Source organism: Sphingomonas profundi, assembly GCF_009739515.1.
In the GTDB taxonomy this organism is placed as follows: domain Bacteria; phylum Pseudomonadota; class Alphaproteobacteria; order Sphingomonadales; family Sphingomonadaceae; genus Alterirhizorhabdus; species Alterirhizorhabdus profundi.
On the sequence record NZ_CP046535.1, the window covers coordinates 901,650 to 923,876 of the forward strand.

The 22,227-nt window shown below is 70.9% G+C and carries 22 protein-coding genes; 10 read left to right on the forward strand and 12 right to left on the reverse strand.

What is annotated here, in order from left to right; all coding sequences use genetic code 11:
• Window positions 1–75 precede the first annotated feature (75 nt).
• Window positions 76–411 carry a hypothetical protein gene (locus tag GNT64_RS04115; RefSeq protein ID WP_156678358.1) on the reverse strand — a complete coding sequence of 112 codons (336 nt, stop codon included), beginning with the start codon at window positions 409–411 and terminating at the stop codon, window positions 76–78.
• 99 nt (window positions 412–510) lie between these two features.
• On the opposite strand from GNT64_RS04115, the gene GNT64_RS04120 reads away from it, so the two are divergent.
• Complete coding sequence (locus GNT64_RS04120) at window positions 511–1,710, forward strand: toxic anion resistance protein (protein WP_156678359.1); 1,200 nt, start codon at window positions 511–513, stop codon at window positions 1,708–1,710.
• Window position 1,711: 1 nt separating this feature from the next.
• Window positions 1,712–2,419, forward strand: coding sequence for a hypothetical protein (locus tag GNT64_RS04125; protein ID WP_156678360.1), 708 nt, complete (start codon window positions 1,712–1,714; stop codon window positions 2,417–2,419).
• Window positions 2,420–2,565: 146 nt separating this feature from the next.
• Here the strand turns inward: GNT64_RS04125 and GNT64_RS04130 are convergent, their stop codons facing one another.
• Entirely contained in the window at window positions 2,566–3,264 is a 699-nt protein-coding gene (locus GNT64_RS04130; protein ID WP_156678361.1) for a pirin family protein, read from the reverse strand.
• A gap of 203 nt (window positions 3,265–3,467) precedes the next feature.
• On the opposite strand from GNT64_RS04130, the gene ctrA reads away from it, so the two are divergent.
• The 5 genes from ctrA to GNT64_RS04155 all read left to right on the forward strand — a co-directional run bounded on the left by ctrA (window position 3,468) and on the right by GNT64_RS04155 (window position 8,451).
• Window positions 3,468–4,169, forward strand: a complete 702-nt coding sequence (gene ctrA / locus GNT64_RS04135) for a response regulator transcription factor CtrA (RefSeq protein ID WP_156678362.1) — start codon at window positions 3,468–3,470, stop codon at window positions 4,167–4,169.
• A gap of 142 nt (window positions 4,170–4,311) precedes the next feature.
• Window positions 4,312–5,850, forward strand: coding sequence for a circularly permuted type 2 ATP-grasp protein (locus GNT64_RS04140; protein WP_156681415.1), 1,539 nt, complete (start codon window positions 4,312–4,314; stop codon window positions 5,848–5,850).
• Window positions 5,850–6,785: an alpha-E domain-containing protein gene (locus tag GNT64_RS04145; RefSeq protein WP_156678363.1), complete on the forward strand. Its 936-nt coding sequence runs from the start codon at window positions 5,850–5,852 to the stop codon at window positions 6,783–6,785. Before GNT64_RS04140 ends, GNT64_RS04145 begins: the two co-directional genes overlap by 1 nt.
• 12 nt (window positions 6,786–6,797) lie before the next feature.
• Window positions 6,798–7,622, forward strand: a complete 825-nt coding sequence (locus GNT64_RS04150; protein WP_156678364.1) for a transglutaminase family protein — start codon at window positions 6,798–6,800, stop codon at window positions 7,620–7,622.
• Between the two features lie 40 nt (window positions 7,623–7,662).
• Entirely contained in the window at window positions 7,663–8,451 is a 789-nt protein-coding gene (locus tag GNT64_RS04155; protein ID WP_156678365.1) for a proteasome-type protease, read from the forward strand.
• Between the two features lie 23 nt (window positions 8,452–8,474).
• Here the strand turns inward: GNT64_RS04155 and GNT64_RS04160 are convergent, their stop codons facing one another.
• Window positions 8,475–9,944, reverse strand: coding sequence for a class I SAM-dependent methyltransferase (locus GNT64_RS04160; RefSeq protein WP_156678366.1), 1,470 nt, complete (start codon window positions 9,942–9,944; stop codon window positions 8,475–8,477).
• 128 nt (window positions 9,945–10,072) lie between these two features.
• Between GNT64_RS04160 and GNT64_RS04165 the strand changes: the two genes are divergently transcribed.
• A complete protein-coding gene (locus GNT64_RS04165) occupies window positions 10,073–10,999 on the forward strand; it encodes a type VI secretion system-associated FHA domain protein (protein ID WP_156678367.1) in 927 nt (308 codons plus the stop codon).
• Between the two features lie 45 nt (window positions 11,000–11,044).
• On the opposite strand, the gene GNT64_RS04170 is transcribed toward GNT64_RS04165, so the two are convergent.
• Entirely contained in the window at window positions 11,045–13,045 is a 2,001-nt protein-coding gene (locus GNT64_RS04170; RefSeq protein WP_156678368.1) for a serine/threonine-protein kinase, read from the reverse strand.
• A 138-nt stretch (window positions 13,046–13,183) separates the two neighbouring features.
• On the opposite strand from GNT64_RS04170, the gene GNT64_RS04175 reads away from it, so the two are divergent.
• Window positions 13,184–14,530, forward strand: coding sequence for a peptidoglycan DD-metalloendopeptidase family protein (locus GNT64_RS04175; RefSeq protein ID WP_156678369.1), 1,347 nt, complete (start codon window positions 13,184–13,186; stop codon window positions 14,528–14,530).
• Window positions 14,531–14,534: 4 nt separating this feature from the next.
• Here GNT64_RS04175 and GNT64_RS04180 read toward each other — a convergent pair whose 3' ends face one another.
• Window positions 14,535–14,813 carry a hypothetical protein gene (locus GNT64_RS04180; RefSeq protein WP_156678370.1) on the reverse strand — a complete coding sequence of 93 codons (279 nt, stop codon included), beginning with the start codon at window positions 14,811–14,813 and terminating at the stop codon, window positions 14,535–14,537.
• Window positions 14,814–14,987: 174 nt separating this feature from the next.
• Here GNT64_RS04180 and GNT64_RS04185 point away from each other — a divergent pair, with 174 nt between their 5' ends.
• A complete protein-coding gene (locus GNT64_RS04185) occupies window positions 14,988–15,989 on the forward strand; it encodes an LLM class flavin-dependent oxidoreductase (protein ID WP_156678371.1) in 1,002 nt (333 codons plus the stop codon).
• A 225-nt stretch (window positions 15,990–16,214) separates the two neighbouring features.
• Here the strand turns inward: GNT64_RS04185 and GNT64_RS04190 are convergent, their stop codons facing one another.
• From GNT64_RS04190 to GNT64_RS04220, 7 genes are all read right to left on the reverse strand, one after another.
• Entirely contained in the window at window positions 16,215–16,979 is a 765-nt protein-coding gene (locus tag GNT64_RS04190) for an ATP12 family chaperone protein (RefSeq protein ID WP_156681416.1), read from the reverse strand.
• A complete protein-coding gene (locus GNT64_RS04195; protein WP_231639248.1) occupies window positions 16,976–17,215 on the reverse strand; it encodes a hypothetical protein in 240 nt (79 codons plus the stop codon). The genes GNT64_RS04190 and GNT64_RS04195 overlap by 4 nt, the downstream gene beginning before the upstream one ends.
• Entirely contained in the window at window positions 17,212–17,886 is a 675-nt protein-coding gene (locus GNT64_RS04200; RefSeq protein ID WP_156678372.1) for an HAD-IA family hydrolase, read from the reverse strand. The genes GNT64_RS04195 and GNT64_RS04200 overlap by 4 nt, the downstream gene beginning before the upstream one ends.
• Window positions 17,887–18,049: 163 nt before the next feature.
• Entirely contained in the window at window positions 18,050–18,649 is a 600-nt protein-coding gene (locus GNT64_RS04205) for an FMN-binding negative transcriptional regulator (RefSeq protein WP_156678373.1), read from the reverse strand.
• Window positions 18,649–19,773, reverse strand: a complete 1,125-nt coding sequence (locus GNT64_RS04210) for an RluA family pseudouridine synthase (RefSeq protein WP_156678374.1) — start codon at window positions 19,771–19,773, stop codon at window positions 18,649–18,651. The genes GNT64_RS04205 and GNT64_RS04210 overlap by 1 nt, the downstream gene beginning before the upstream one ends.
• Complete coding sequence (gene crcB, locus GNT64_RS04215; protein WP_156678375.1) at window positions 19,770–20,147, reverse strand: fluoride efflux transporter CrcB; 378 nt, start codon at window positions 20,145–20,147, stop codon at window positions 19,770–19,772. The genes GNT64_RS04210 and crcB overlap by 4 nt, the downstream gene beginning before the upstream one ends.
• 176 nt (window positions 20,148–20,323) lie before the next feature.
• Window positions 20,324–22,177 carry a DUF885 domain-containing protein gene (locus GNT64_RS04220; protein ID WP_156678376.1) on the reverse strand — a complete coding sequence of 618 codons (1,854 nt, stop codon included), beginning with the start codon at window positions 22,175–22,177 and terminating at the stop codon, window positions 20,324–20,326.
• Window positions 22,178–22,227: the final 50 nt, after the last annotated feature.

Below are 22,227 nucleotides of genomic sequence, written 5' to 3' on the forward strand. Positions count from 1 at the left end.
ACGCCATAGCAGGTGGCGAGTCGGATGCACGAACGGAAACGCATCCTGCGATTGCGTGCAGCGCAATCGCGGGCGTCAGCGATCCAGCGGCAGCCTGAACACGCGCAGCACCACGGAATCTCCGCCCACCTTGCGCAGGGTGCGCAGCAGCCGCTCATTGGCCGGCGGGCCGGCGGGATCGTCGCCGCGACGGGCGTCGGGCAGGGCATCGCGGATCGCGCGCTGCTGGTCCTGCACCATCTCCTCCATGCCGGCGGCGGCGGCGTCGCCGCGCGGCCATGGCGACGGATCGGCCGCCGCCGGCGAGGGATCGGGCGTGGGCATCTCGTCCTCGCCGATCGCCGGGGTGGCGGCGGCGGCGGGCGCGGCGGCGATCGCGAGCAGGCAGGCGAGGACGAGGCGACTGGTCACGCCAGCCATATAGGCGTGCGCGCGCGGGACATGAAGCGTCCTTGAACCCGCCATCATATCCCTCCATCTTGAACGCCGGCCCCGCAGGAGACCGAGTGCATGGCGACGACCAAGACCGAGACCGATCTGGTGCTGACCCCGCCCGAGCCGGTGAAGGTCGTCGCCCCCAGCGCCGCCGCCGGGTTGGTGCCGCTGCGGGACGAACAGCGATCTAAGCTGGACGAGAAGGCCGACGGCTTCGTCGAGGATCTCGTCGCGCAGGACGTGAACAGCCCCGAGTTCGGCAAGCGCGTGGACCAGCTGACCAACATGGGCCGCAAGGAGATCGCCGAGGCCGCCGGCTTCTCCAACCGCTTCCTCGACAAGCCGGTGAAGGCGATGGACCCGGAGAGCGGCGTCGGCACCGATCTGGCGGAGCTGCGCCGCACGATCGAGGATCTGGACCCCGGCAAGCAGGGCAATCTGCTGGCGCCCAGGAAGATCTTCGGCATCCTGCCGTTCGGCAACAAGATGCGCGACTATTTCGACGGCTACAAATCCGCGCAGACCCACATCTCCTCGATCCTCGCCCGGCTGGCGAGCGGCAAGGACGAACTGATCAAGGACAATGCCGCGATCGACGTGGAGCGGCAGAACATGTGGGCCGCGATGCAGCGGCTGGAGCAGATGATCCACGTCTCCAAGGCGCTGGACGAGCGGCTGGAGGCCAAGGCGCTGGAGCTGGACTCGGCCGATCCGGCCAAGGCCAAGGCGGTGCGCGAGAGCGCGCTGTTCTACATCCGCCAGCGATCGACCGACCTGCTGACCCAGATGGCGGTGACGGTGCAGGGCTATCTGGCGCTGGACCTCGTCAAGAAAAACAATGTGGAGCTGGTGAAGGGCGTCGATCGTGCCAGCACCACCACCGTCGCCGCGCTGCGCACGGCGGTGACGGTGGCGCAGGCGATGACCAACCAGAAACTGGTGCTGCAGCAGATCACCGCGCTGAACACCACCACCGCGAACATGATCGATTCCACCGGCGAGCTGCTTAAATCGCAGACGGCGACGATCCACCAGCAGGCGGCCGGATCGACGATACCGATCGAGACGCTGCAGCGCGCCTTCCAGAACATCTACGACACGATGGACAGCATCGATCGCTTCAAGGTGGAGGCCCTCTCCTCGATGAAGCAGACGGTAACGGTGCTGACCGGCGAGGTGGAGAAATCGCGCGGCTACATCGCCCGCGCGGAAGGGGCGGCGCAGGGGCAGGCGGGCGGCGGCGCGTCCGACATGCTGAAGCCGCTGGAGGGCTGACATGGCGGAGCTGGGCCGCGCCATCGAACGGGCGGAGGAGGTGCTGAACCGCGTCCGCTCCGAATCCACCGGCATCGCGGCGCGTGCGCGGCGGCGGCGCTGGGCGGCGCTGGTGCGGCGGGTGAAGCTGGCCGTGCTGGCGATGCTGGGCGTGATGGTGGCGGCCGCCGTTACCGGCATGTTCGTGCCGATCGGCATCGGCGGCTTCTTCCTGGCGATGGTGGCGATGATGGTGGTGGCGCTCACCATCCTGCTGTGGCCGGCGGCGGCCGAGGCGACGCCGCAGGCGCTGGTGCAGACCGATCTGAAGCAGCTGCCCCAGCGCACCGAGGAGTGGCTGGAGCGGCAGCGCCCGGCGCTGCCGGCGCCGGCGATCCGCCTGGTGGACGGCATTGGCGCGCGGCTGGACGCGCTGGGTCCGCAGCTCGCCACGCTCGATCCGGCGGTGCCGGCGGCGGCCGAGCTGCGCAAGCTGATGGCGGAGGAGCTGCCCGAGCTCGTCTCCGGCTATCAGCGCGTGCCGGCGCACCTGCGCCGCGACGAGAGCCGCGGCCTCAGCCCCGATCGCCAGCTGGTCGAGGGGCTGACGGTGGTGGACAGCGAACTCGCCCGCATGGCGGAGCAGCTGGCGCGCGGCGACCTGGACCGGCTGGCGACGCAGAACCGCTACCTGGAGCTGAAATATCGCGGCGCGGAGGATGCCGGCTGAGGATCGGAACGGCTTGTAACGGGCGGTACAAGACCGGCGTGCCGGACTCGGTTGGCGAGTAGCCCGTCAAACACGTAGACGGCACTCTTTATTAGATGGTCGTCATCCTGAACTTGTATTCAGGAGAACTATTGACGCAACGTCCCTCACGCCGCGTCGACCAGCACGATCTCGCTGTCTTCGATCGCGGTCATCACGATGTGCGTGCCGCCGCCCACCGCGATGCCGTCGCCGGCCTCCGCCCGGCCGTCGTTCAGCATCAGCGCGCCGGTGGCGGGGACGAGGTAGGCGTGGCGGCCGGCCATCACCTCATGCTCGATCGTGTCGCCGGCCTTCAGCGTCGCGCCCAGCACGCGCGCCGGCGTGCGGATCGGCAGCGCGTCCGCATCCTCGGCGAAGCCGCTGGCGAGCGTGACCCAGCGGCCCGCGCGGTCGCTCTTGGGGAAGGGCTTGGCCCCCCAGCCGGGCTCGCCGCCGCGGGCGGCCGGCTGGAGCCAGATCTGAAACAGGCGGGTCGTCCCGCCCTCCGCGTTGAGTTCGGAATGGGTGACGCCGCTGCCCGCGCTCATCACCTGCACGTCGCCGGCGGCGGTGCGGCCGTGATTGCCCATGCTGTCGCGATGCGTGATCGCGCCCTCGCGCACATAGGTGACGATCTCCATGTCGCGGTGCTGATGCGGCGGGAAGCCGGCGCCGGCGGCGATCGCATCGTCGTTCCACACGCGGATGGAGCCCCAGCCCATCCGGTCCGGATCGTAATAATCGGCGAAGGAAAAATGGTGCCGCGCATCCAGCCAGCCATGATCCGCGTGGCCGAGGCTGGCGAAGGGCCGACGATCGATCATGTTCGTCTCCTCAAATGTTCGTTTGAGGGTAAAGATAGTCGCAACCGTCCGTTATTACAGGTGCGGGGATCGCGCCTTGACCTGGCAGAGCCCTTGCAGCCGTTAGTCCGCCATTAACCTTTTGCGTTCATGGATCGGATGGTTAATGAAGACTTCCGCAGCGACGGGCCGAGGCCGCGCTACGGCGACAGGGGGTTTGCAACATGCGCGTGCTGCTGATCGAGGATGAGCCCACCACCGCCAAGAGCATCGAGCTGATGCTGAACGCGGAAGGGTTCAACGTCTACACGACCGATCTGGGCGAGGAAGGCCTCGATCTGGGCAAGCTGTACGATTACGACATCATCTGCCTGGACCTGAACCTGCCGGACATGCACGGCTACGACGTGCTGAAGAAGCTGCGCACCGCCAAGGTGCAGACGCCGGTGATGATCCTCTCCGGCATCGGCGAGATGGACAGCAAGGTGCGCGCGCTGGGCTTCGGCGCCGACGATTACGTGACCAAGCCGTTCCACCGCGAGGAGCTGGTGGCCCGCATCCACGCCGTGGTGCGCCGCTCGAAGGGCCATTCGCAGTCGGTGATCCGCACCGGCAAGCTGGCGGTGAACCTGGATGCCAAGACGGTGGAAGTCGATGGCAGCCGCGTGCACCTGACCGGCAAGGAATATGCGATGCTGGAGCTGCTCTCGCTCCGCAAGTCGACCACGCTGACCAAGGAGATGTTCCTCAATCATCTCTACGGCGGCATGGACGAGCCGGAACTGAAGATCATCGACGTGTTCATCTGCAAGCTGCGCAAGAAGCTGAGCCTGGCCTGCGGCGGCGACAATTATATCGAGACCGTGTGGGGCCGCGGCTATGTGCTGCGCGATCCGGACGAGGTGGGCGTCGCCCAGGTCGCCTGAGCGACCCGGGCGACGGCGGGCGCCGCGTGTCCTTTGCCCGCCGATTATCCCTCTTTCCCTATTTTATCGGCGATGGCCTTGTTCGCGGCCCTGATGCGTTGCAGTCTCCTATGTGACGGACACCAAGGCTGCACGGGGGTTCATGGGCGCGAACGGCACTTTCGACGAGATCATGGGCAGCGGCGGATCGGATGCCGCCAGACCGGAGTTCGAGGCGCTGGGGCGATGGATCGCCGAGACGCCGTCCGTCGAACTGGAGCGGCGGCAGAAAGCGGCCGAGGCGGCGTTCCGCCAGCTGGGCATCACCTTCGCCGTCTACGGCGAGGAGGAATCGTCCGAGCGGATCATCCCGTTCGATATCGTGCCGCGCATCTTCACCGCCAGCGAATGGGCCGGCCTGTCCGAAGGGCTGGTGCAGCGGGTGCAGGCGATCAACGCCTTCCTGGCCGACGTCTATGGCCCGCGCCGGATCATCGCTGACGGCGTGGTGCCGCCGGAGCTGGTGCTGAACAACCCGCAGTTCCAGCCGAACCTGGCCGGCACGCAGCCGCCGCACGGCATCTTCGCGCATATCTGCGGCATCGATCTGGTCCGCACCGGCGCGGACGAGTTCTACGTGCTGGAGGACAATGCCCGCACGCCCTCCGGCGTTTCGTACATGCTGGAGAATCGCGAGGCGATGCTGCGGCTGTGCCCCGAACTGTTCGAGATGTTCCCCGTGCGGCCGGTGGATACCTATCCCGATCTGCTGCACGAGACGCTGCGTTCGGTCGCGCCGCGCAGCTCCACGACGAACCCGGTGTGCGTGGTGCTGACGCCGGGCCACTTCAACTCGGCGTTCTACGAGCACAGCTTCCTGGCGGATTCGATGGGCGTCGAGCTGGTCGAGGCGGCGGACCTGCATGTCGACGACGACATCGTGTGGATGCGCACGATCGAGGGGCCGGTGCGGGTGGACGTGATCTACCGCCGCATCGACGACGACTATATCGATCCGCTGGTCTTCAACCCGGATTCGGTGCTGGGCGTGCCCGGCCTGATCGCCGCCTACATGGCCGGCAACGTCACGCTGGTGAACGCGCCCGGCACGGGCGTGGCGGACGACAAGGCGATCTACAGCTACATGCCGGAGATCGTTAAATATTATTCGGGCAGCGAGGCCAGGCTGCCGAACGTGGAAACCTATCGCTGCCGCGAGCCGCAGGCGCTGCAGTACACGCTCGACAATCTCGAGAAGCTGGTCGTGAAGCTGGTCGACGGATCGGGCGGCTACGGCATGCTCGTCGGCCCGACGGCGTCCAAGGCGGAGGTGGAGCGGTTCCGCGCGGCGCTGGTGACGGAGCCGCACCGCTATATCGCGCAGCCGACGCTCGCCCTCTCCACCGTGCCGACCCTGACCGAGCAGGGCGTCGCCCCGCGCCACGTCGATTTCCGTCCGTTCATCCTCTCCGGCGCGAACGGCGTGCAGATCGTGCCGGGCGGGCTTACCCGCGTGGCGCTGCGCGAGGGGTCGCTGGTGGTCAATTCCAGCCAGGGCGGCGGCACCAAGGACAGCATGATCCTGGCGAACGTGATGCGACAGGCGATGGGCGGCATGTCCCAGTCCATGGGAGAGGGCATGACCCAGACGATGGGAGGTATGTCGCAAAGCCTTTCGAGCCTGCCGCGGGGGATCGCCTGATGCTCTCGCGCACCGCCGCCTCGCTCTACTGGGTCGGCCGCTATGTCGAGCGGGCCGAGTTCACCGCGCGGCTGATCGAGGCGACGATCCGGCTCGATTCGCTGTCGCCGCGGCCGGCGGGCGAGGGCGCGTGGGAGAGCGCGCTGCTCGTCACCGCCGCCAACCACGCCTTCACCTCCTCCGGCGAGGAGCGCAGCCCGGCCAATGTGAGCCGCTACCTGACCCTGGACCGCAGCAATCCGAGCTCGATCCGCGCCTGCCTGGATGCGGCGCGCGGCAATGCGCGGGCGGTGCGCACCGCCCTCTCGCGCGAGGCGTGGGAGGCGATCAATCGCGCGTGGCTGGGCCTGCGCGACTATTCGACGGTGAGCGGCGGGCCGGGCACGCTGACCCTGGTGGAGACGCTGAAGGCCGAGGCGCGCGGCTTCGAGGGCGCCGTTCACCGGATGCTGCGCAACGAGAGCTCGTGGTTCCTGATGCTGGGCGCGGCGATCGAGCGGGCGGACAACACATCCCGCCTGATCGACGTCAAATATCACCTGCTGCTGCCGGAAGGCGAGCTGGTGGGCGGCGTGATCGATCGCGACCAGTGGACGACGATCCTGCACACGGTATCGGCGGTGAACGCCTATCGCCTGCTCTATCGCGACGGCCTGCGGCCCGGCCAGGTGGCCGACCTGCTGATCATGCGGCGCGAGCTGCCCCGCTCCCTCGCCGCCTCCACCGACGAGGTGGTGAACCTGCTGAACATGATCGGCAAGCGCACCGGCCGGCAGGGCGAGGCGGACCGGCTGGCGCGGCAGCGGCAGAATGCGATGAACCGCAACTCGATCGGATCGATCGTGCGTGGCGGGCTGCACGAATATCTCTCCGCCTTCATCATCGAGAACGGCCGGATCGATCAGGCGATCAGCCACCAGTTCCGCTTCGCCTGAGCCGGTTCGCCGATGCGCCTGTTCATCCACCACCGCACCGACTATCGCTTCAGCGAGCCGCAGGCCCGGATCGTGCAGCTGCTGCGGCTGACGCCGACCAGCAACGAGGGCCAGAACATCATCGACTGGCGCATCGACGTGGACTGCAACGCACGCCTGCGCCCGGGCCGCGACGGCTTCGGCAACGAGACGAACATGCTCTATATCGACGGGCCGATCGACCATGTCGGCCTCAGCGTATCGGGCGAGGTGCTGACCGAGGATCGCGCCGGCATGCTGGGCGGCGCGCCGGAGCCGCTGCCGCCGATGCTGTTCCTGCAGAGCACCGCCTGCACCAACAGCAGCGCGGCGCTGGACGCCTTCGTGGGCGAGGTCGCGGCGGCCGGCGGCTCCGGCCTGGCCACGGCGCATCGCCTGAACGAGCGGCTGGCCGAGACGCTGCGCTTCGATCCCGGTGCGCGCGCCGGCGCCCGCGATGCCGCCGCCACATTCGCGGACGGGCATGGCGCGCCGCAGGATCTGGCGCACGTGTTCATCTCGGCCGCGCGGGCGCTGGGGCTGCCGGCGCGCTACGTCTCCGGCCACCGCTTCACGCCCGGCCACGACTCCGCGGTGCAGGATGCGACGCATGCGTGGGCGGAGGCGCACGTGCAGGATTATGGCTGGATCGGCTTCGATCCCAGCTGCGGCCGCTGCCCGGACGATACCTATGTGCGCGTGGCGACCGCGCTCGATTTTCGTGGCGCGGCGCCGCTTTCCGGCACTAGAACCGGCGGCGGCCTGGAAGAACTGGCGGTCGGCGTCCGCGTCGGCACGTCGCAGGGGCAGATGCAGTGAAGAACGGACCGCCCGGCAAGCGGGCGGATGGAGGGCGAGGATGACCTACTGCGTCGGCATCGCGTTGCGCGACGGCCTGATCATGATCTCCGACACGCGCACCAATGCCGGGATCGACAACATCTCCGTCTATCGCAAGATGCACGTGCTGGCCGATGCCGACGACCGGCTGATCTTCTGCATGAGCGCGGGCAACCTCTCCGTCACCCAGCATGTGCTGGGCCAGCTGGAGGAGGGGCTGCCGCCGTTCGCCGGCGACGAGCATCCCCGCAAGCTGGCCCACATGCCCACGATGTTTCGCGCGGCGCAGCTGATTTCGGAAGCGGTGCGGCTGGCGGGGCTGGAACTGAAGCCGGGGCTGCAGCGCGCGGGCGTCGCATCCGGCATATCGCTGATCGTCGGCGGGCGGATCGCGGCGGCGGACGGCTCCGCCGGCGCGCTGAAGCTATATCTTATCTACGACGCCGGCAATTTCATCGAATGCTGCGCTGACACGCCCTTCCTCCAGATCGGCGCGACGCAATATGGCAAGCCCATCCTTGATCGCGCGATGGATTACGACTCGCCGCTGGACGAGGCGGTGAAGGTGGGCCTGCTCTCGTTCGATTCGACCATCCGCTCCGATCTGTCGGTGGGCCTGCCGTTCGATATCGTGGTGATCCCGGCCGATGCGGGGCGTCCGGTGGTGCGCCGGCGGATCGAGCGCGACGATGCCTATTTCTCGGACCTGTCGAACCGCTGGTCGCTGATGCTTAAGGAGAGCCGCGCGACCATCCCCGATCCGCCATTCATGAGCGCGGGCGGCGCCTATTCGGCACTCGCGCGGTAGCGGTTCGCCAGCGCCGCGCCGGCTCAGGCCACCAGCAGCGCCGCCAGCGCGAACTTGCGCAGGGCATCCTCCACCTTCACCCCGTCCGGCAGGCCGAGCGTGGCCCAGGCGACGGCGATCTCGTCATGGTCGCGCGTTCCGTCCAGCAGCGCGAGGAAGCGGCGCGGCCCCGCCTCGTTCATCGCGATCATCATGTGGTCCAGGGTCGCGACGATCTCCGCCCCGTCTTCCGCCTGCGCGCGCGCCAGCGGACTCGCCACCGGCCGTTCGCCGGCCACGGCCACGCCCTCGCGCGGCACCGAGTGCAGGTTGACGAAGCGCAGGCCGGCAAGCTCGTGCAGGGATGTCAGCTGCTCCTCGTCCAGCGCCAGCGCGGCGACGGGCAACCGCGCCGGCCACGCCGCCACCAGCCGCGCCAGCGCCGCGGCGAAGACGGGATCGCTGATTGAGATGCGGCCGCCGTCATGCGTGAAGACCTGCGCGTCGACCCGCTCGCACTGCGCGGCGGCATACAGGCCAGCGACCGCCGCGACCGCCGGCCGGCGCACCGGGTTCGCGGCGGCGCGGACGAACAGAGACTGGCGGAAGAACTTCATCGATTCGAAGTCGCGCAGCTGGGCGATCCGCACGATCGCGTCGCTGTCCGCATCGGGCTCGTCGGCCGGCGCGAAGCCGTCCTCCTGACCCAGCGGATCGGCCTCGTTGAGGAAGAGGAGGCCGTTCGCCGCCGCCGCCGCCGACACGTCGCTGAGCATCTGCGGGGCGAAGAAGGCGCCGAGCTCGTCATGGTGGAGCACGGCGGGCGTCTTCTTCGCGGTGGAGCGGGCATGTTCGCGCAGTGCCTCGACGAACAGACGCTCGCCCTCGCGCGGCGCGCCGAAGGCGACGAGCGCCTCGTGCGCGACGCGGAGGCGCTCGGCCGGATCGGCGATGCCCCGCGTGCGGTAGAGCATCATCTCGCGCAGGGTCTGGCGCAGATGGCCGCCGGGCATCGCATTATAGTCGACGAAGGCGACGCCGTCGGCCGCCAGCACCCGGCCGATCAGCCGCATCACCGCTTCGCGCACGACATCCGGCACCCATGCGTAGACGCCGTGGGCGATGACATAGTCGAACGTCCCGGCCATGTCGTCGGCGAGCCGGACGATGTCGCCCTGCTCGATCCGGACGTTGTCCAGGCCGGTCCGAGCGACCAGCGCCCGCCCGCGCGCCACGGCGCTGGGCGCGAGATCCACGCTGAGGAACTGCGCGTGCGGGTAGGCGCAGGCGAGCGCCATCAGGTTGACGCCGTCGCCGCCGCCGATCTCCAGCACGCGTGCCGTTTCGATCGGTGGCGGCGAGAGGCCGTGGAGCCGGGCGGCCACCGCCAGACGATCGGGGTGGCCGGCGGTGCAGACCATCGCCGGATAGGCGACCTCCTCATAGGCGGCCTGCACGCGGGCGATCTCGTCCGCCGCGCCGGTGCCGGGCCGGCCGGTCTCGTCCTGTCGCATCCGCTCCCCCTCCGCGCGACCGCGAGGCTAGGGGATCGGGCGGAGCGTGGCAATCGCCCGCGCCGGCACGATTGCACGCGGCGCAGCCGGCGCTAAGATCGCCGCCTCGCCGCTCCCTGGGGGATCAGATGCCGCTTACGCTCGCCGTGCGTTCGGGAGGTGCCGCGCCCGTGCCGCCACTGCGGCTGGACGGTCGCGGCGCGGTGATCGGCCGATCGCCGGATGCCGACTGTAGCCTGCCCGATCCGACGAGCCAGATCTCCTCGCGCCACTGCCAGATCGCCCATCGCGACGGCGTCTACATGCTCGTCGACACCAGCACCAACGGCACCTTCGTCAACGGCCGCCGGCTGGAAGGGCCGCACCGGCTGGTTGGCGGCGAGACGATCGGCATCGGCGCCTACCAGATCGGCGTGGCGCTGGAGGCGGGCGTCCCGGGCGGCCCGGCGCCGGGGCCGGTGCGGACGGCGCAGTCAATGCGCGCGGCCTCGCCCACTGCGGTGTCCCCCGCATCGGCCCCGCCGCCGCCCGGCACCGGCGGCCTGGCCGCGCTGCTGCACGGCGCGGGCATCGATCGCTCGCAGGTGCGGGCCGACGACACGACCGCGCTGGTGGCGGCGGGCGCGCTGCTGCGCCGCCTCGTCACCGCGCTGCGGGCGATGGAGGAGGATCGCGCGAAGGCCCGGCGGGAGATCGGCGCACCGCCGGCGCCGCTCGCCGCGACCAACGCCATCGCCGCGGCGCGATCGCCCGAGCAGGCGCTGGCGGCGATGCTCTCCCCGCCGCATCCGGGCGTGATGCCGGCCCTGCAGGCGGTGGACGAGGCGGCGGCGGCGATCGAGGCGCATCGCGTGGCGGTGCTGAAGGCAATGCAGGCGGCGCTAGGCGGTACGCTGGATCGCGTCTCCCCGGCGGCGATCCGCAGCGGGGCGGGCGGCGGCGATGCCGCGCTGTGGCGCGCCTACGAGGCGGCGTTCGCGGCCGACGGCGGCTTCGTCGAGCGGTTCGCGGCGGCGTTCCAACTGGCCTATGAGGCGGACGCCAAGGCGCGGTGAGGCGCGCCCGGCGGGGCGTCACCGTCGTGCGGCTGCACCCGGGGTTCAGCCGTTCGGCACCTCGTCCACCATCTTGAACCACACCATCTCGGTCTGCCAGTCGTTGGTGGCGGCGACGGTGGCGAAGTTGCGCTGCCACTCGGCGGTGCGGGAGCCTGCGCCCGCCTCGAACAGCTTGCTCGGAAAGCCGCCCTTGCCGGTCAGCAGCAGCACGCCGGACCAGCCGGAATGGTTGATGTCCACCTGGATGCGATAGGTGTCGCCGCCGAGATCGGCGATCGGGCCGCCGCCGGTGACGAAGCTGGCAAACTCCGCGCGGTTGCCGGCGATCTTCGATATCTCGCCGTTCGGCTCGATGCCGTAGAGCGCGAAATCCTGCTTCGGATCGCCCATCGCCAGGTTGATGACGGCGCGGGCGCCGTTCTGGCCGGGATAGGCCGTTTCCGGACCGAGCGGCGCCATCTCGAACTTGCGCTGGGTGACGGTGAGGTGCTGGCGGCCGGTGGCGCGGATCAGGCGGAATGCGTCGATCGCGCCGCATTCCGATCCGCTGATCGGCGCGACGTCGGCGAAGTCGGTCGCGGCGACCGGCACGCCCGCATCGGCGGCGGCCCTGGCGACGGCGGCCTGCGCCTCGCCCGGCTTGCCGGCCACGCCGGTGAGGGCGAGGGTGACGCCGTCGCCCCCTTCCGCGACATTGGCGAGGTCGAGCCAGGTGCAGGCGATCGTCGGCAGCGCGGCGGCGACGGCGGCGCGGGCCTTGTCGGCGGGGCTGCCGGCCGTGGCCACGACGGCGGCGGACTTCGGGGCGGCGACCGGCGCGGCATCGTCGCCGCCGCCGAAGGCGAGGAAGGCACCGCCGGCCAGCAGCGCCACGAGCCCCGCGGCGAGACCGCCGAACAGCGGCAGACGGCTGCCGGAGGCGGGCTTCCGCTCGAACCGATCATTGGCCGCGGGCGCCGGGGCGGGGCGCCTAGCGGGCGCGGCGGCGGCCCTGGCGGCTCCCTCCGGCGCGGCCGGCGGCTGGGCGACCGCCACCGGCGCGGCCGGCGCATCCAGCGCGGCGAGCACCTCGTCCATTGAGCGGAGGCGCCGGGCGGGGTCCGCCCGCAGCATCTGCTCCAGGATCGGGCGCAGCTCGGCCGGCGCGTCGCTCAGGTCCGCGCCGGTGCGGCGCTTGTCGATCGCGCCGACGAAGGTGGTGCCCATGTCCACGTTGCGGCCCAGCGCCACCGCGAGGATGACGAGGCCGAGACTGTAGACATCGGACCACGGCCCCACCTCGCGATCGAAATCGCCGAGCTGCTCGGGCGCGACATAGCCGAGCTTGCCGGCGAAGCCGTCACCGATGATCGTCTTCTGGCCGGGATCGAGATCCTTGGCGATGCCGAAGTCGATGATCCGGGCGCGATCCAGCCGGCCATGCTCCAGCAGCACATTGTCAGGCGACATGTCGCGGTGAATGGCGCCGAGCGCGTGGGCGGCGCGCAGCCCCTCGGCCAGGCGGCGGGTGAGGCCGCGCAGGTCGGCGACGCCGGGGCTCAGCTCGCCGAGCACGTCGGAGAGGTTGCGGCCCTCGATGAACTCGGTGACGATGTAGAGCACGCCGAGCTGCGGCTCCTGCGCCAGCACGCGATACTGCACCAGCGCCGGGTGGGAGAGGCGGGTGAGCGTGCGCGCCTCCTTGCGGAACATCGCCTGCACGTTGGGATCGGCGGCCATCGCCGGCAGGATCACCTTGATCGCGACGGGCTCGTCCGAATTGACGTTCACGCCCTCGAACACCTCGCCCATGCCGCCGCGGGCGATGAAGCGCTTCACCTCGAAGATGTGGTTGAGCACGTCGCCGATCTGGATGCCGGCGCCGCCGGTACGCGGCGCCATCGGCGTAAAGGTGCCCGCCGGCATCGCCGTGCCCTGCGGCGGCGATGGTGGTGGAGGCGACGGCGGCGCGGAGGCGGGCGTCGCGGGCGGCACCGACGCGGGCGCACCCGGGCGGAACACGGTCCGATCCTCGTCCGGTGGCGTCTCGTCGCTGTCGCTCATCGCTTCATCCCGTTGCCCGTCCAGCAGTAGACCGTGATGCCGCCCGGCCGCAATCATCCGCTGCGCGGCGCCATCGCGCGAAAGCCGGTTCCACGCGCCGGGCGAGAACGCTAGACCGATCGCGCGGGAGGGCGGCACATGGCGGACGCGGGCGGCGCATCATTATCCTATGATCCGCGCACGTGGGTGCCGGCCGGGTCGGGCGCTGTCCCGATCGATGCCGGCGGGGCGCCGGCCGCCGCCGCGCCGCAGTGGCGAAAGCTCTCGCTGGCGATCGGCGTGGCGCTGCTGGTCGCCTTCGCCGGCTTCATCGCCTGGCGGCAGCGGACGGCGCCGGCTGGCGCGACCGGAAGCGGATCGGCGGCGAGCGCGGCCGAGCCCGGCGCATCGAAGACCCGCCAGACCAGGCGCACACTCGTACTGGCCGGCGCCAGCGAGTTGCGGGCGGCGCTGCTGGCCAATGGTGTGGGCGCGGCGGAAGCGGCGGCAGCGGCCCAGGCGACGCAAGGCGCGCTGAAGGCGGACAGCGAGGTGCGCGCCGTGCTGACCCTGGAGCCGGCCGCCGGCGGCTGCCGCCTGGCGCGGCTGGAGGCGTCAAACCCCGACAGTTCGGGCGCGGTCGCCACCCCGCGAGGCGACGGCGGGTTCGACGTGTCGAAGGTGGCGCCGCAGCTGCACGCCCGCATCGTCGTGAAGCGGGGGCGGATGGATGCGGACAGCTTCTACTCGTCGGCGGTGGCGGCCGGCATATCGGACAGCCTGATTCCCGAATTCGCCAAGGCGCTGGCCTTCGACTTCGATTTCCAGCGTGAGGTGAAGCTGGGCGACGCTTTCGAGGCGGCGTTCGAGCAGGAGATCAACGCCAGCGGCCAGCCCGTCGGCGCGCCGCGCCTGCTCTATGCCGAGCTCAACACCGCCAACAAGTCGAGCGCGGTCTACCGCTTCACGCCGCCGGGCGGCAAGCCGGACTGGTTCGATGCCAGCGGGCGCAGCATCGTCCGCGCGCTGATGCGCACGCCGGTGGATGGCGCGCGCGTCTCCTCCAAGTTCGGCTTCCGCCTCCATCCGGTGCTGGGCTTCATGAAGCTGCACAAGGGCACGGATTTCGCCGCGCCGATCGGCACGCCGATCTTCGCCGCCGGCAATGCGGTGGTGGAGTGGGCGGCGATGAAGGGGCCGAACGGCAACCTGACGATCCTGCGCCACGAAAATGGCTGGCAGACCTACTATCTCCACCAGAACCGCTTCATGCCGGGCATCGCCCCCGGCGCGCACGTGGCGCAGGGGCAGCAGATCGGCGAGATCGGCACCACCGGGCGTTCGACCGGGCCGCACCTGCACTATGAGGTGCATATCGCCGGCGAGGCGGTCGATCCGCTCGGCATCCAAACCGAGCAGGGCAGCACGCTGACCGGCCCGGCGCTGGTCGCCTTCGCAAAGGAACGGGACCGGATCGACGTGAGCCGGGCCGGTCAGGCCGGGTGACGGCTCAGCCCTTGCGGCCGCGATTGACGTAGAGCAGGGCGGCGGCGACCGCGGCGGAGCCGATGCCGATCGCCGCCCCCACGCCGACCCGCTGCCAAGTGAGGTTGCGTGCGGAGGCGTCCGCCTCGGCCGCCGGATCGTTGGCGGCCGGAAAGGGCGGCGTCGCCGGCGCGGGCGGCGGCGGTGTCAGCGGCGCGACGCCGGCGGAGGTGCCGCTGGCGGGTGGCGGCGGCGTGGGCCGGCCCGGCACGGCATCGGCGGGGAAAGTGGGTTCGTCGGTCATGGCTCCGCTCCGCTCAGCATCTGTTCGGGTCGGTAGCGGAACGAGCCGACCGGCCTTCGGTTGCGGACCGGCGGGCAAGTTTGCGCGCGGACGCGGCGGGTTGCGACGGAGCGGGCAGGCGTTGCCCTTCCATCCGGCGCGCGGCTTCCTAGATGATGAGTCAAGGAGACGCACATGGTAGCCGTTTCGATCCTCGATCTCGTCCGCGTGCCGGAGGGTGGCGACGTGAAGCTGGCGCTCGATCGCGCACGCGACCTGGCCGGCCACGCCGAGCGGCTGGGCTACACCCGCTTCTGGGTGGCCGAGCACCACAACATGCCGGGCATCGCCAGCGCCGCCACTTCGGTCGCGCTCGCCCATATCGGCAGCGGCACGCGCACGATCCGCATCGGCGCCGGCGGCATCATGCTGCCGAATCACGCCCCCTACATCATCGCCGAGCAGTTCGGCACGCTCGCCAGCCTCTATCCGGGCCGCGTCGACCTCGGCCTCGGCCGCGCGCCGGGCACGGACCAGATTGCCTCGCGGGCGATGCGGCGCGATCCGATGGCATCCCACCAGTTCCCGCAGGACGTGCAGGAGCTGCAGGCTTTCCTTGCGCCGGCCCAGCCGAACCAGCGCATACGCGCCGTACCGGGAATGGGGACGGAGGTGCCGCTATGGATCCTGGGGTCCAGCACGTTCGGCGCGCAGCTGGCGGCGGAGCTGGGGCTGCCCTATGCCTTCGCCTCTCACTTCGCGCCCGATGCGCTGCTGCCGGCGCTGGACCTGTACCGGCTCGGCTTCAAGCCGTCTGCCCAGTTGCAGGCGCCCTATGCGGCGATCGGCGTGAACATAATCGCCGCCGAGACGGACGCGGCGGCCAGGCGGCTGGCCACGACGCAGCAGATGTCGTTCGCCGACCTGCTGCGCAACGCGCGCGGCCTGAGCAAGCCGCCGATCGACGATATCGAGAGCTACTGGGCGCCCGCCGAGCGCGCGCAGGCGCAGCGGATGCTGGCGCGCAGCATCGTCGGCTCGCCGGCCACGGTGCGGGAGGGGATCGCCCGGCTGGTGGCGGAGACGCGGGCGGACGAGCTGATGATCGTCTGCGACGTATACGATCACGACGCGCGCAAGCGATCGCTGGAACTGATCGCCGATGCCGCCGGAGAGGGTGAGCGCGAGGCGGCTTAAGAAGGGCGGACGGACACTAGGCCGGATCGACCTTCAGCGAACCAAGTCGATTCGCTCGCATTTCATGCGCACCGCTCATCCTGAGGAGCCATTGAGCCTGTCGAAATGGCGTCTCGAGGGACTCGGGCCGTCCTTCGATACGGGTCTTCGCCTTCGCTCAACCACTCCTCAGCATGAGCGGACATGCAAAATGCTGAATGTCGATCCGGCTTAGCCCATCTGTCGTCATCCTGAACTTGTTTCAGGATCCATACGGGTCATAGCGGCCTGGTGCGATGTCGCGGGTAAGCGGCCTTGTTCGGCCGCCAGCGCCACGAAGCGCGCGGCGGCGAGGAAATCGCGTTCGCGGGCTGCGCGGGCATCCGCGGCCAGCGCGTCCTCGCCCCACTGTTCGACCTGCCAGAGTTCGTCGAGATGCGTGGTGGCGAAGGCGGCCTCCGCCGCGATCGCGCCTTCGATCAGCGCCAGCGCCGTCACCAGCGATCCGCCGATCGTCACCAGCGGCGACAGGCCGGCGAGGGCGAAGGCGTCGCGCGCCGCCACCGCCTCGGCCAGGCGGGCGACGGTGGCGGGCGGCTGCGGGCGGTGGATGATGCCGGTGACGATCGTGAAGGTGACGTCGTAGCGGTGCCGCGCCCAGTCCAGCAGCGCATCCCATTCCGCCGCCTGTCGCGCGACCAGCGACGCCGGGCTCTCCGCCCGGTAGCAGAGCAGGTCGGTCTCGGCATAGCCGGCCAGATCGCGGACGAAGGTGTCGCGCGCCGGCCCGACACGGTCGATCGCGGCATTGGCGAGGCCGGTCAGCGGCATGGCGCGCGGATCGATCACGTCCCCCTGCGCCCGCCACTCGCCGGCGATCGCCTCCGCCAGCGCGGCGGTGGGCAGCGCCAGCGGCGCGCGCGCCGGCGTCCTCACCGCGCGCCCGTCGAGGCGGATGGCGTGGCCGTCCGCCTCGCCTGCCACCGTCACTTCCGTGTAGAAGCGCTTCATTTCGGCGTCGACCATTGGCCGGCGAGGATCTTCGGCAGCACCAGCGCCTGGAACAGGCCGATCGCGAACACCGGCAGGCCGATCAGCACGTCGCCGCCCACGCGGACCAGATCGCCGAGCAGGATCCAGAGGCCGAAGCACATCAGCACGATGCCGCTGACCTTTGCGGAATTGAGGATGGCGAAGCGGACGCGGGCGAGCCGCTCCTGTTCGCTCGGCGGCAGGCCGGGTGTCATGGCAGGCGCTCCAGCAAGGCGGGAAGATCGGCGGCGTGATCGACGACATGGTCGGCGCCCTCGGCGAACAGCTCGGCCGGTGCATGATAGCCCCAGGCGACGCCCACGGCGACCGCGCCGGCGGCCTTCGCCATGGCGATATCGTAGCTGGTGTCGCCGATCATCACCGTCGTCTCGGGCGCGGCGCCGGCTTCGGCCATGGCCTGGAACAGCATCGCCGGGTGCGGCTTGGACGGGTGGCGATCGGCCGTCTGCAAGGTGACGAAGCGATCGGCGAGGCCGTGATGGGCGAGGCACAGGCCAAGACCGCGATCGGACTTGCCGGTGGCGACGCCCAGCAGCCAGCCGGCGGCGCATAGATCGGCGAGCGCCCGCGCCACGCCGGCGAACAGCGGCTCCGCGACCAGGCCGGCGCCGCGCCGGCGCTGGAAGGCGCGCTTATAGTCGCCGGCCATCGCGGCGTGCAGATCGGCGGTGCCGGCCGGATGCAGCATCGCCACCGCCTCGACCAAGCTGAGGCCGACGACGCGGCGCGTGGCCGCCGCGCCCGGATCGGGCAGGCCGGCGGCGACGAAGCAGTCCGCCATGGCGGCGCAGATCGCCGCCTGACTGTCGACGAGCGTGCCGTCGCAATCGAACACGGCGAGGCGGTTGGGACGGTCGGCTGTCATGCGGGCGATGCGTCCCGACGGGGGAGCGGCGATCGGCAATGCCGGCAAAGCGGCATGTCGGATGGGCGCGCGTGACGTGGGTTGGTGCGACGCCGCGCGCGCCCTCCACCACGCTGCGCGCGGTCCCCCTCCCTGTGCCGGGGAGTTATGAGGGTGGGCCGCTTCACCGATCGGCGCCGATCAGGGCTGCCATGTCTTCCCGGCCGATCGCCCGCAGGCCCGCGATCACGCCGGCGCGCTGGGTGGCGGACTTGTTCTGGGAGAGCTTGGCGGTGCCGCGCCACTCGGCGACGTCCAGCTCGAAGGTGGCGATAGCGCCGAGCATCGCGGCGAACCGGCCCGGCCCCATCTTGTGGCGCGTCCAGGCCGGCTTGGGCGCCAGCTTCACCTCGTGCGCGGCGCTGATCGCATCGAGCTGGCCGGGCAGCGCGTCGTCGGGCAGCCGGCGGATCGTGCCGTGCGCCTCCACCGCGACATAGTTCCACGTCGGCACCTGATCGGGCGCGTCGTACCAGTCCGGGCTGACATAGGCGTCCGGCCCGGCGATGCTGGCGATGCCGCGCGCCCCGTCCAGCCCGGCGAATGCGCGGTTACGGCGGGCGAGGTGGAAGCGCAGCCGGCCGTCCGCCGTCACCTCCACCGGCGCGTGGGCCACAATCGGTCCGTCGGCGGTGCAGGCGAAGATGTGGGCGAAGCCGCGATCGGCGGCGAAGGCGCGGCAGGCGGTCGCATCCCCGAGACGGAAGGCGGGATCGGGGTGCATCAGGCGCGACCCCGCCCGCGCCGCTCGCCCTTGCGCTCCTTGCGGCGAGCCTTGGCGGCCTGGCCGATCGCCCGCTTCCGTCCCTCGGCCGTCTCGGAAAATTTCGGCTCGTCCAGCGGCAGTTCGCCGCGCTTCGGATCGAAGCCGAGCAGCTTCACGCTCTCGGCGAAGTGGGCCGGCGGCTCGGCGGTCACGTCGATCTGGCCGCCATCGGGTGCATCGACCCGCAGGCGGCGGGCGTGCAGGTGCATCTTGCGGCTGACTCCGCCCGATAGGAACGCCTCCGGCCCGCCATATTTGCCATCGCCGACGATCGGGTGGCCGATCGCCGCCATGTGGACGCGCAGCTGGTGGGTGCGGCCGGTATGGGGTTGCAGCTCCACCCAGGCGGCGGTGTTGCCGGCCCGCTCGATCACGCGGTAGCGGGTGCGGGCGGGGCTGCCCTCCTTCTCGTCGACATGCATCTTCTCGCCGCCGGTGCCGGGCTGTTTGGCGATCGGCAGCTCGATCATGCCGTCCTCGATCGAGGGAACGCCGGCGATCAGCGCCCAGTAGACCTTGCGCGCGGTGCGGCTGCTGAACGCCTTGGCGAAATGGCCGGCGGCAAAGGCCGATCGGGCGACGAGCAGCACGCCGGAGGTGTCCTTGTCCAGCCGGTGAACCAGCTTGGGCCGGCCCGGCGCATCGAGGGTGAGCGCGTCGAGCAGGCCGTCGACATGGCGGTCCGTCTTGGTGCCGCCCTGCGTGGCGAGGCCGGGCGGCTTGTTGATGACGATGGCGTGGCGATCCTGGTGGATTACCAGATCGCGCATGAAGGCGGTGTCCTCGTCGGAGAGGGGCGGCCGCTCCTTCTTCGGGCGGGCGGTGGTGGTGGTGGCGGTGGCGGTGGCGATCACCTCCGCCGGTGGCACGCGGATGCTCTGGCCGGCGGCGAGCCGGTCTCCGGGCGCCGTCCGCGATCCGTCGACGCGCAGCTGGCCGGTGCGCGCCCAGCGCGAGACGATGTTGAAGCTGGTTTCCGGCAGGTGCCGCTTGAACCATCGATCGAGCCGGATGCCGTCATCCTCATAGCCCACGGTGAAGGTGCGGCCATCGTCGGCCCTGGTCGGAGAGTCCTCGGTCATCCGATCGCCCTAGCGAGTATCACGCCCAGCGCCAGCATCGCGATCGATCCGACGCCAGAGGCGAGGCCGTAACCGATCGCGAGCGCGACCTCGCCGCGCATCAGCATCGCGTAGCTTTCCAGGCTGAACGACGAGAAGGTGGTGAAGCCGCCGAGGATGCCGACGCCGACGAACAGGCGCAGCGGCTCCGCCGGCAAGGCGGCGCGGCCGAGGATGCCGGCGAGCAGCCCCATCAGCAGCCCGCCGATCAGGTTGACCGCGAAGGTGCCGGCGGGAAAGCCCGGGCCGAACGCGCGCAGCGCCACGGCGGCGGCGGCGTAGCGCAAGCCCGAGCCGATCGCACCGCCGGCCATGACGAGGAGGAGAGGGGGCATGGACGCTTCTACCGGGATGTTGAACCTCCGCCCATCCTGAGGAGCCGCTGAGCCTGCCGAAGTGGCGTCCCGCATGAACCTTCGAGACGGGACTTCGCCTGCGCCCAGCCCCTCCACGGGCCGGGCGGTCGTGGATCGGCCGGCAGAGTAGCCTCATCATGCGCGGACCGCCACCTTCAGCCGATCCGCCTGGCCACCAGATCGAGCGGCATCGGCCCTCGCGACAGCACCAGCGCGTGGAAATCCTGCCGGCGGAAGCGGCGCTTGCGGCGCGCCATCATCCGCCCGCGCAGCTCCAGCAGCCGCAGCTGGCCGAGCTTGTAGCCCAGCGCCTGCCCCGGCCACGCCATGTAGCGGCGCACCTCGGCGATCACGCGGCTCTCGGCCACGCCCGTCGCGTCGCGCATATAGGCGACGGCCCTCGCCTCGCTCCAGCGGTGGAAGTGGAGGCCGGTGTCGACGACGAGGCGGACGGCGCGGAACAGCTCGTCCTGCAGGCGGCCGAGATTGCCGAGCGGATCGGTGCGATAGCAGCCCATCTCGGCCGCCAGCCGCTCGCAGTAGAGCGCCCAGCCCTCCTGATAGGCGTTGAAGCTGGCGATGCGGATCAGCAGCGGCTGCTCGCCCAGGCCCAGCGCCACCGCATTTTGCGTGTGGTGGCCGGGCACGCCCTCATGATAGCTGAGCGTGGGCAGGCGGAAGCGGGCGACGGCGGCCATGTCGCGCAGGTTGATCCAGTAGGTGCCCGGCCGCGTGCCGTCGAGCGAGGGACCGTCATAATAGCCGCCGGGCGCGCCCGCCTCCGTCGCCACCGGCACGCGGCGAACCTGAAGGCGCTGGCGCGGGATCAGGGCCGGCGGCAGGATCTCGGGGTAGCGCGCCTCCATCTTCGCGACGAGGCCGCGCAGATAGTCGAGCAGTTCCTCGCGGCCTTCGTCGCTGTCGGCGAACAGGTGGCGCGGATCGTGCGCCAGCGCGTCCATCCGCGCGCCGACGCTGCCGCGGGAGAGGCCGCGCAGGCGCAGCAGCCGCTCCATCCGCGCGGTGATGCGCTGCACCTCGGCCAGGCCGATGCGGTGGATCTGCGCGGGGCCGAGCGCGGTATCGCCGAGCGAGCGGACGTTGGCGGCGTAGAACTCGTCGCCGCGCGGCTGCGCCCAGAGGCCGGCTTCGGCCCGGCCGCGCGGCACCATCGCCGTCACCCGGCCGAGCAGCGCCGCATAGGCCGGCCGGGCGCGCTGCTGCAGCGACACGGTCGCGCGTTCCAGCGCCTTGTCACGCAGGCGTGCATCGAGGCCGGCCGCCTGCATCCCCTCACGCAGGGCCAGCAGCAGCGGATGCCGCTCGGCCGGGCCGGCGAGGAAGGCGGCGATCACCTCGCGCGCACCCTCCAGCAGCACGCGCGGCGGGCGGCAGCCGGCCGCCTCGTCCGCCGCCAGCTTCGCCTCGACGCCGGCGAAGCCCGCGGGAAAGCCGTCGAGCTTGGCGATCCAGGCGTCCACCGCCGCCGGCGAGGAGACCGACTGCTGGCCCTGCATCGTGCCCGGCGTATCGATCATCGGGCCGGAGATCTGCGTGACCAGATAGGGCACGTGCCCGGAGAAGTTGAACGCGTTGATCCGCCCGTAGGGGATGTCGGCGGCGCGCACGGCATTGTCGATCACCGCGCCGGCCGTGGCGAGATCGAGCGCGGCATTGGCATCGCCGGCGCAGGCGATGCGCGTGAGATCGGCGCGGGCGCCAAGCAGCGCCGCGCGCCACATGGCCTCCCCCTCCGGCGAATAATCGTCCATCCGCCGGGCGAGCGGCCCGCCATCCAGCGCGGCGGGCACGCCGGCATAGACGCCCGCCTCCGGCGTCAGCGCCAGCAGCCGATTTGCGATAGCGTCCAGCGGCGTGCGGATCGGGCAGGGCGGCGGCGCGGCGGCGGGCGCGGGGCCGGGCGGCAGCAGCGCGGCGAGGCCGGCGCCGCCGATGGCGGCCACCGCCTCGCGTCTCGTGCTGCCGCCCGTGCCGGCCATGCTGCCCATGCGCCCCGTTTCCGTCTTTTTGTCCCCGCCGTCGTGACATCCGGCGCGCG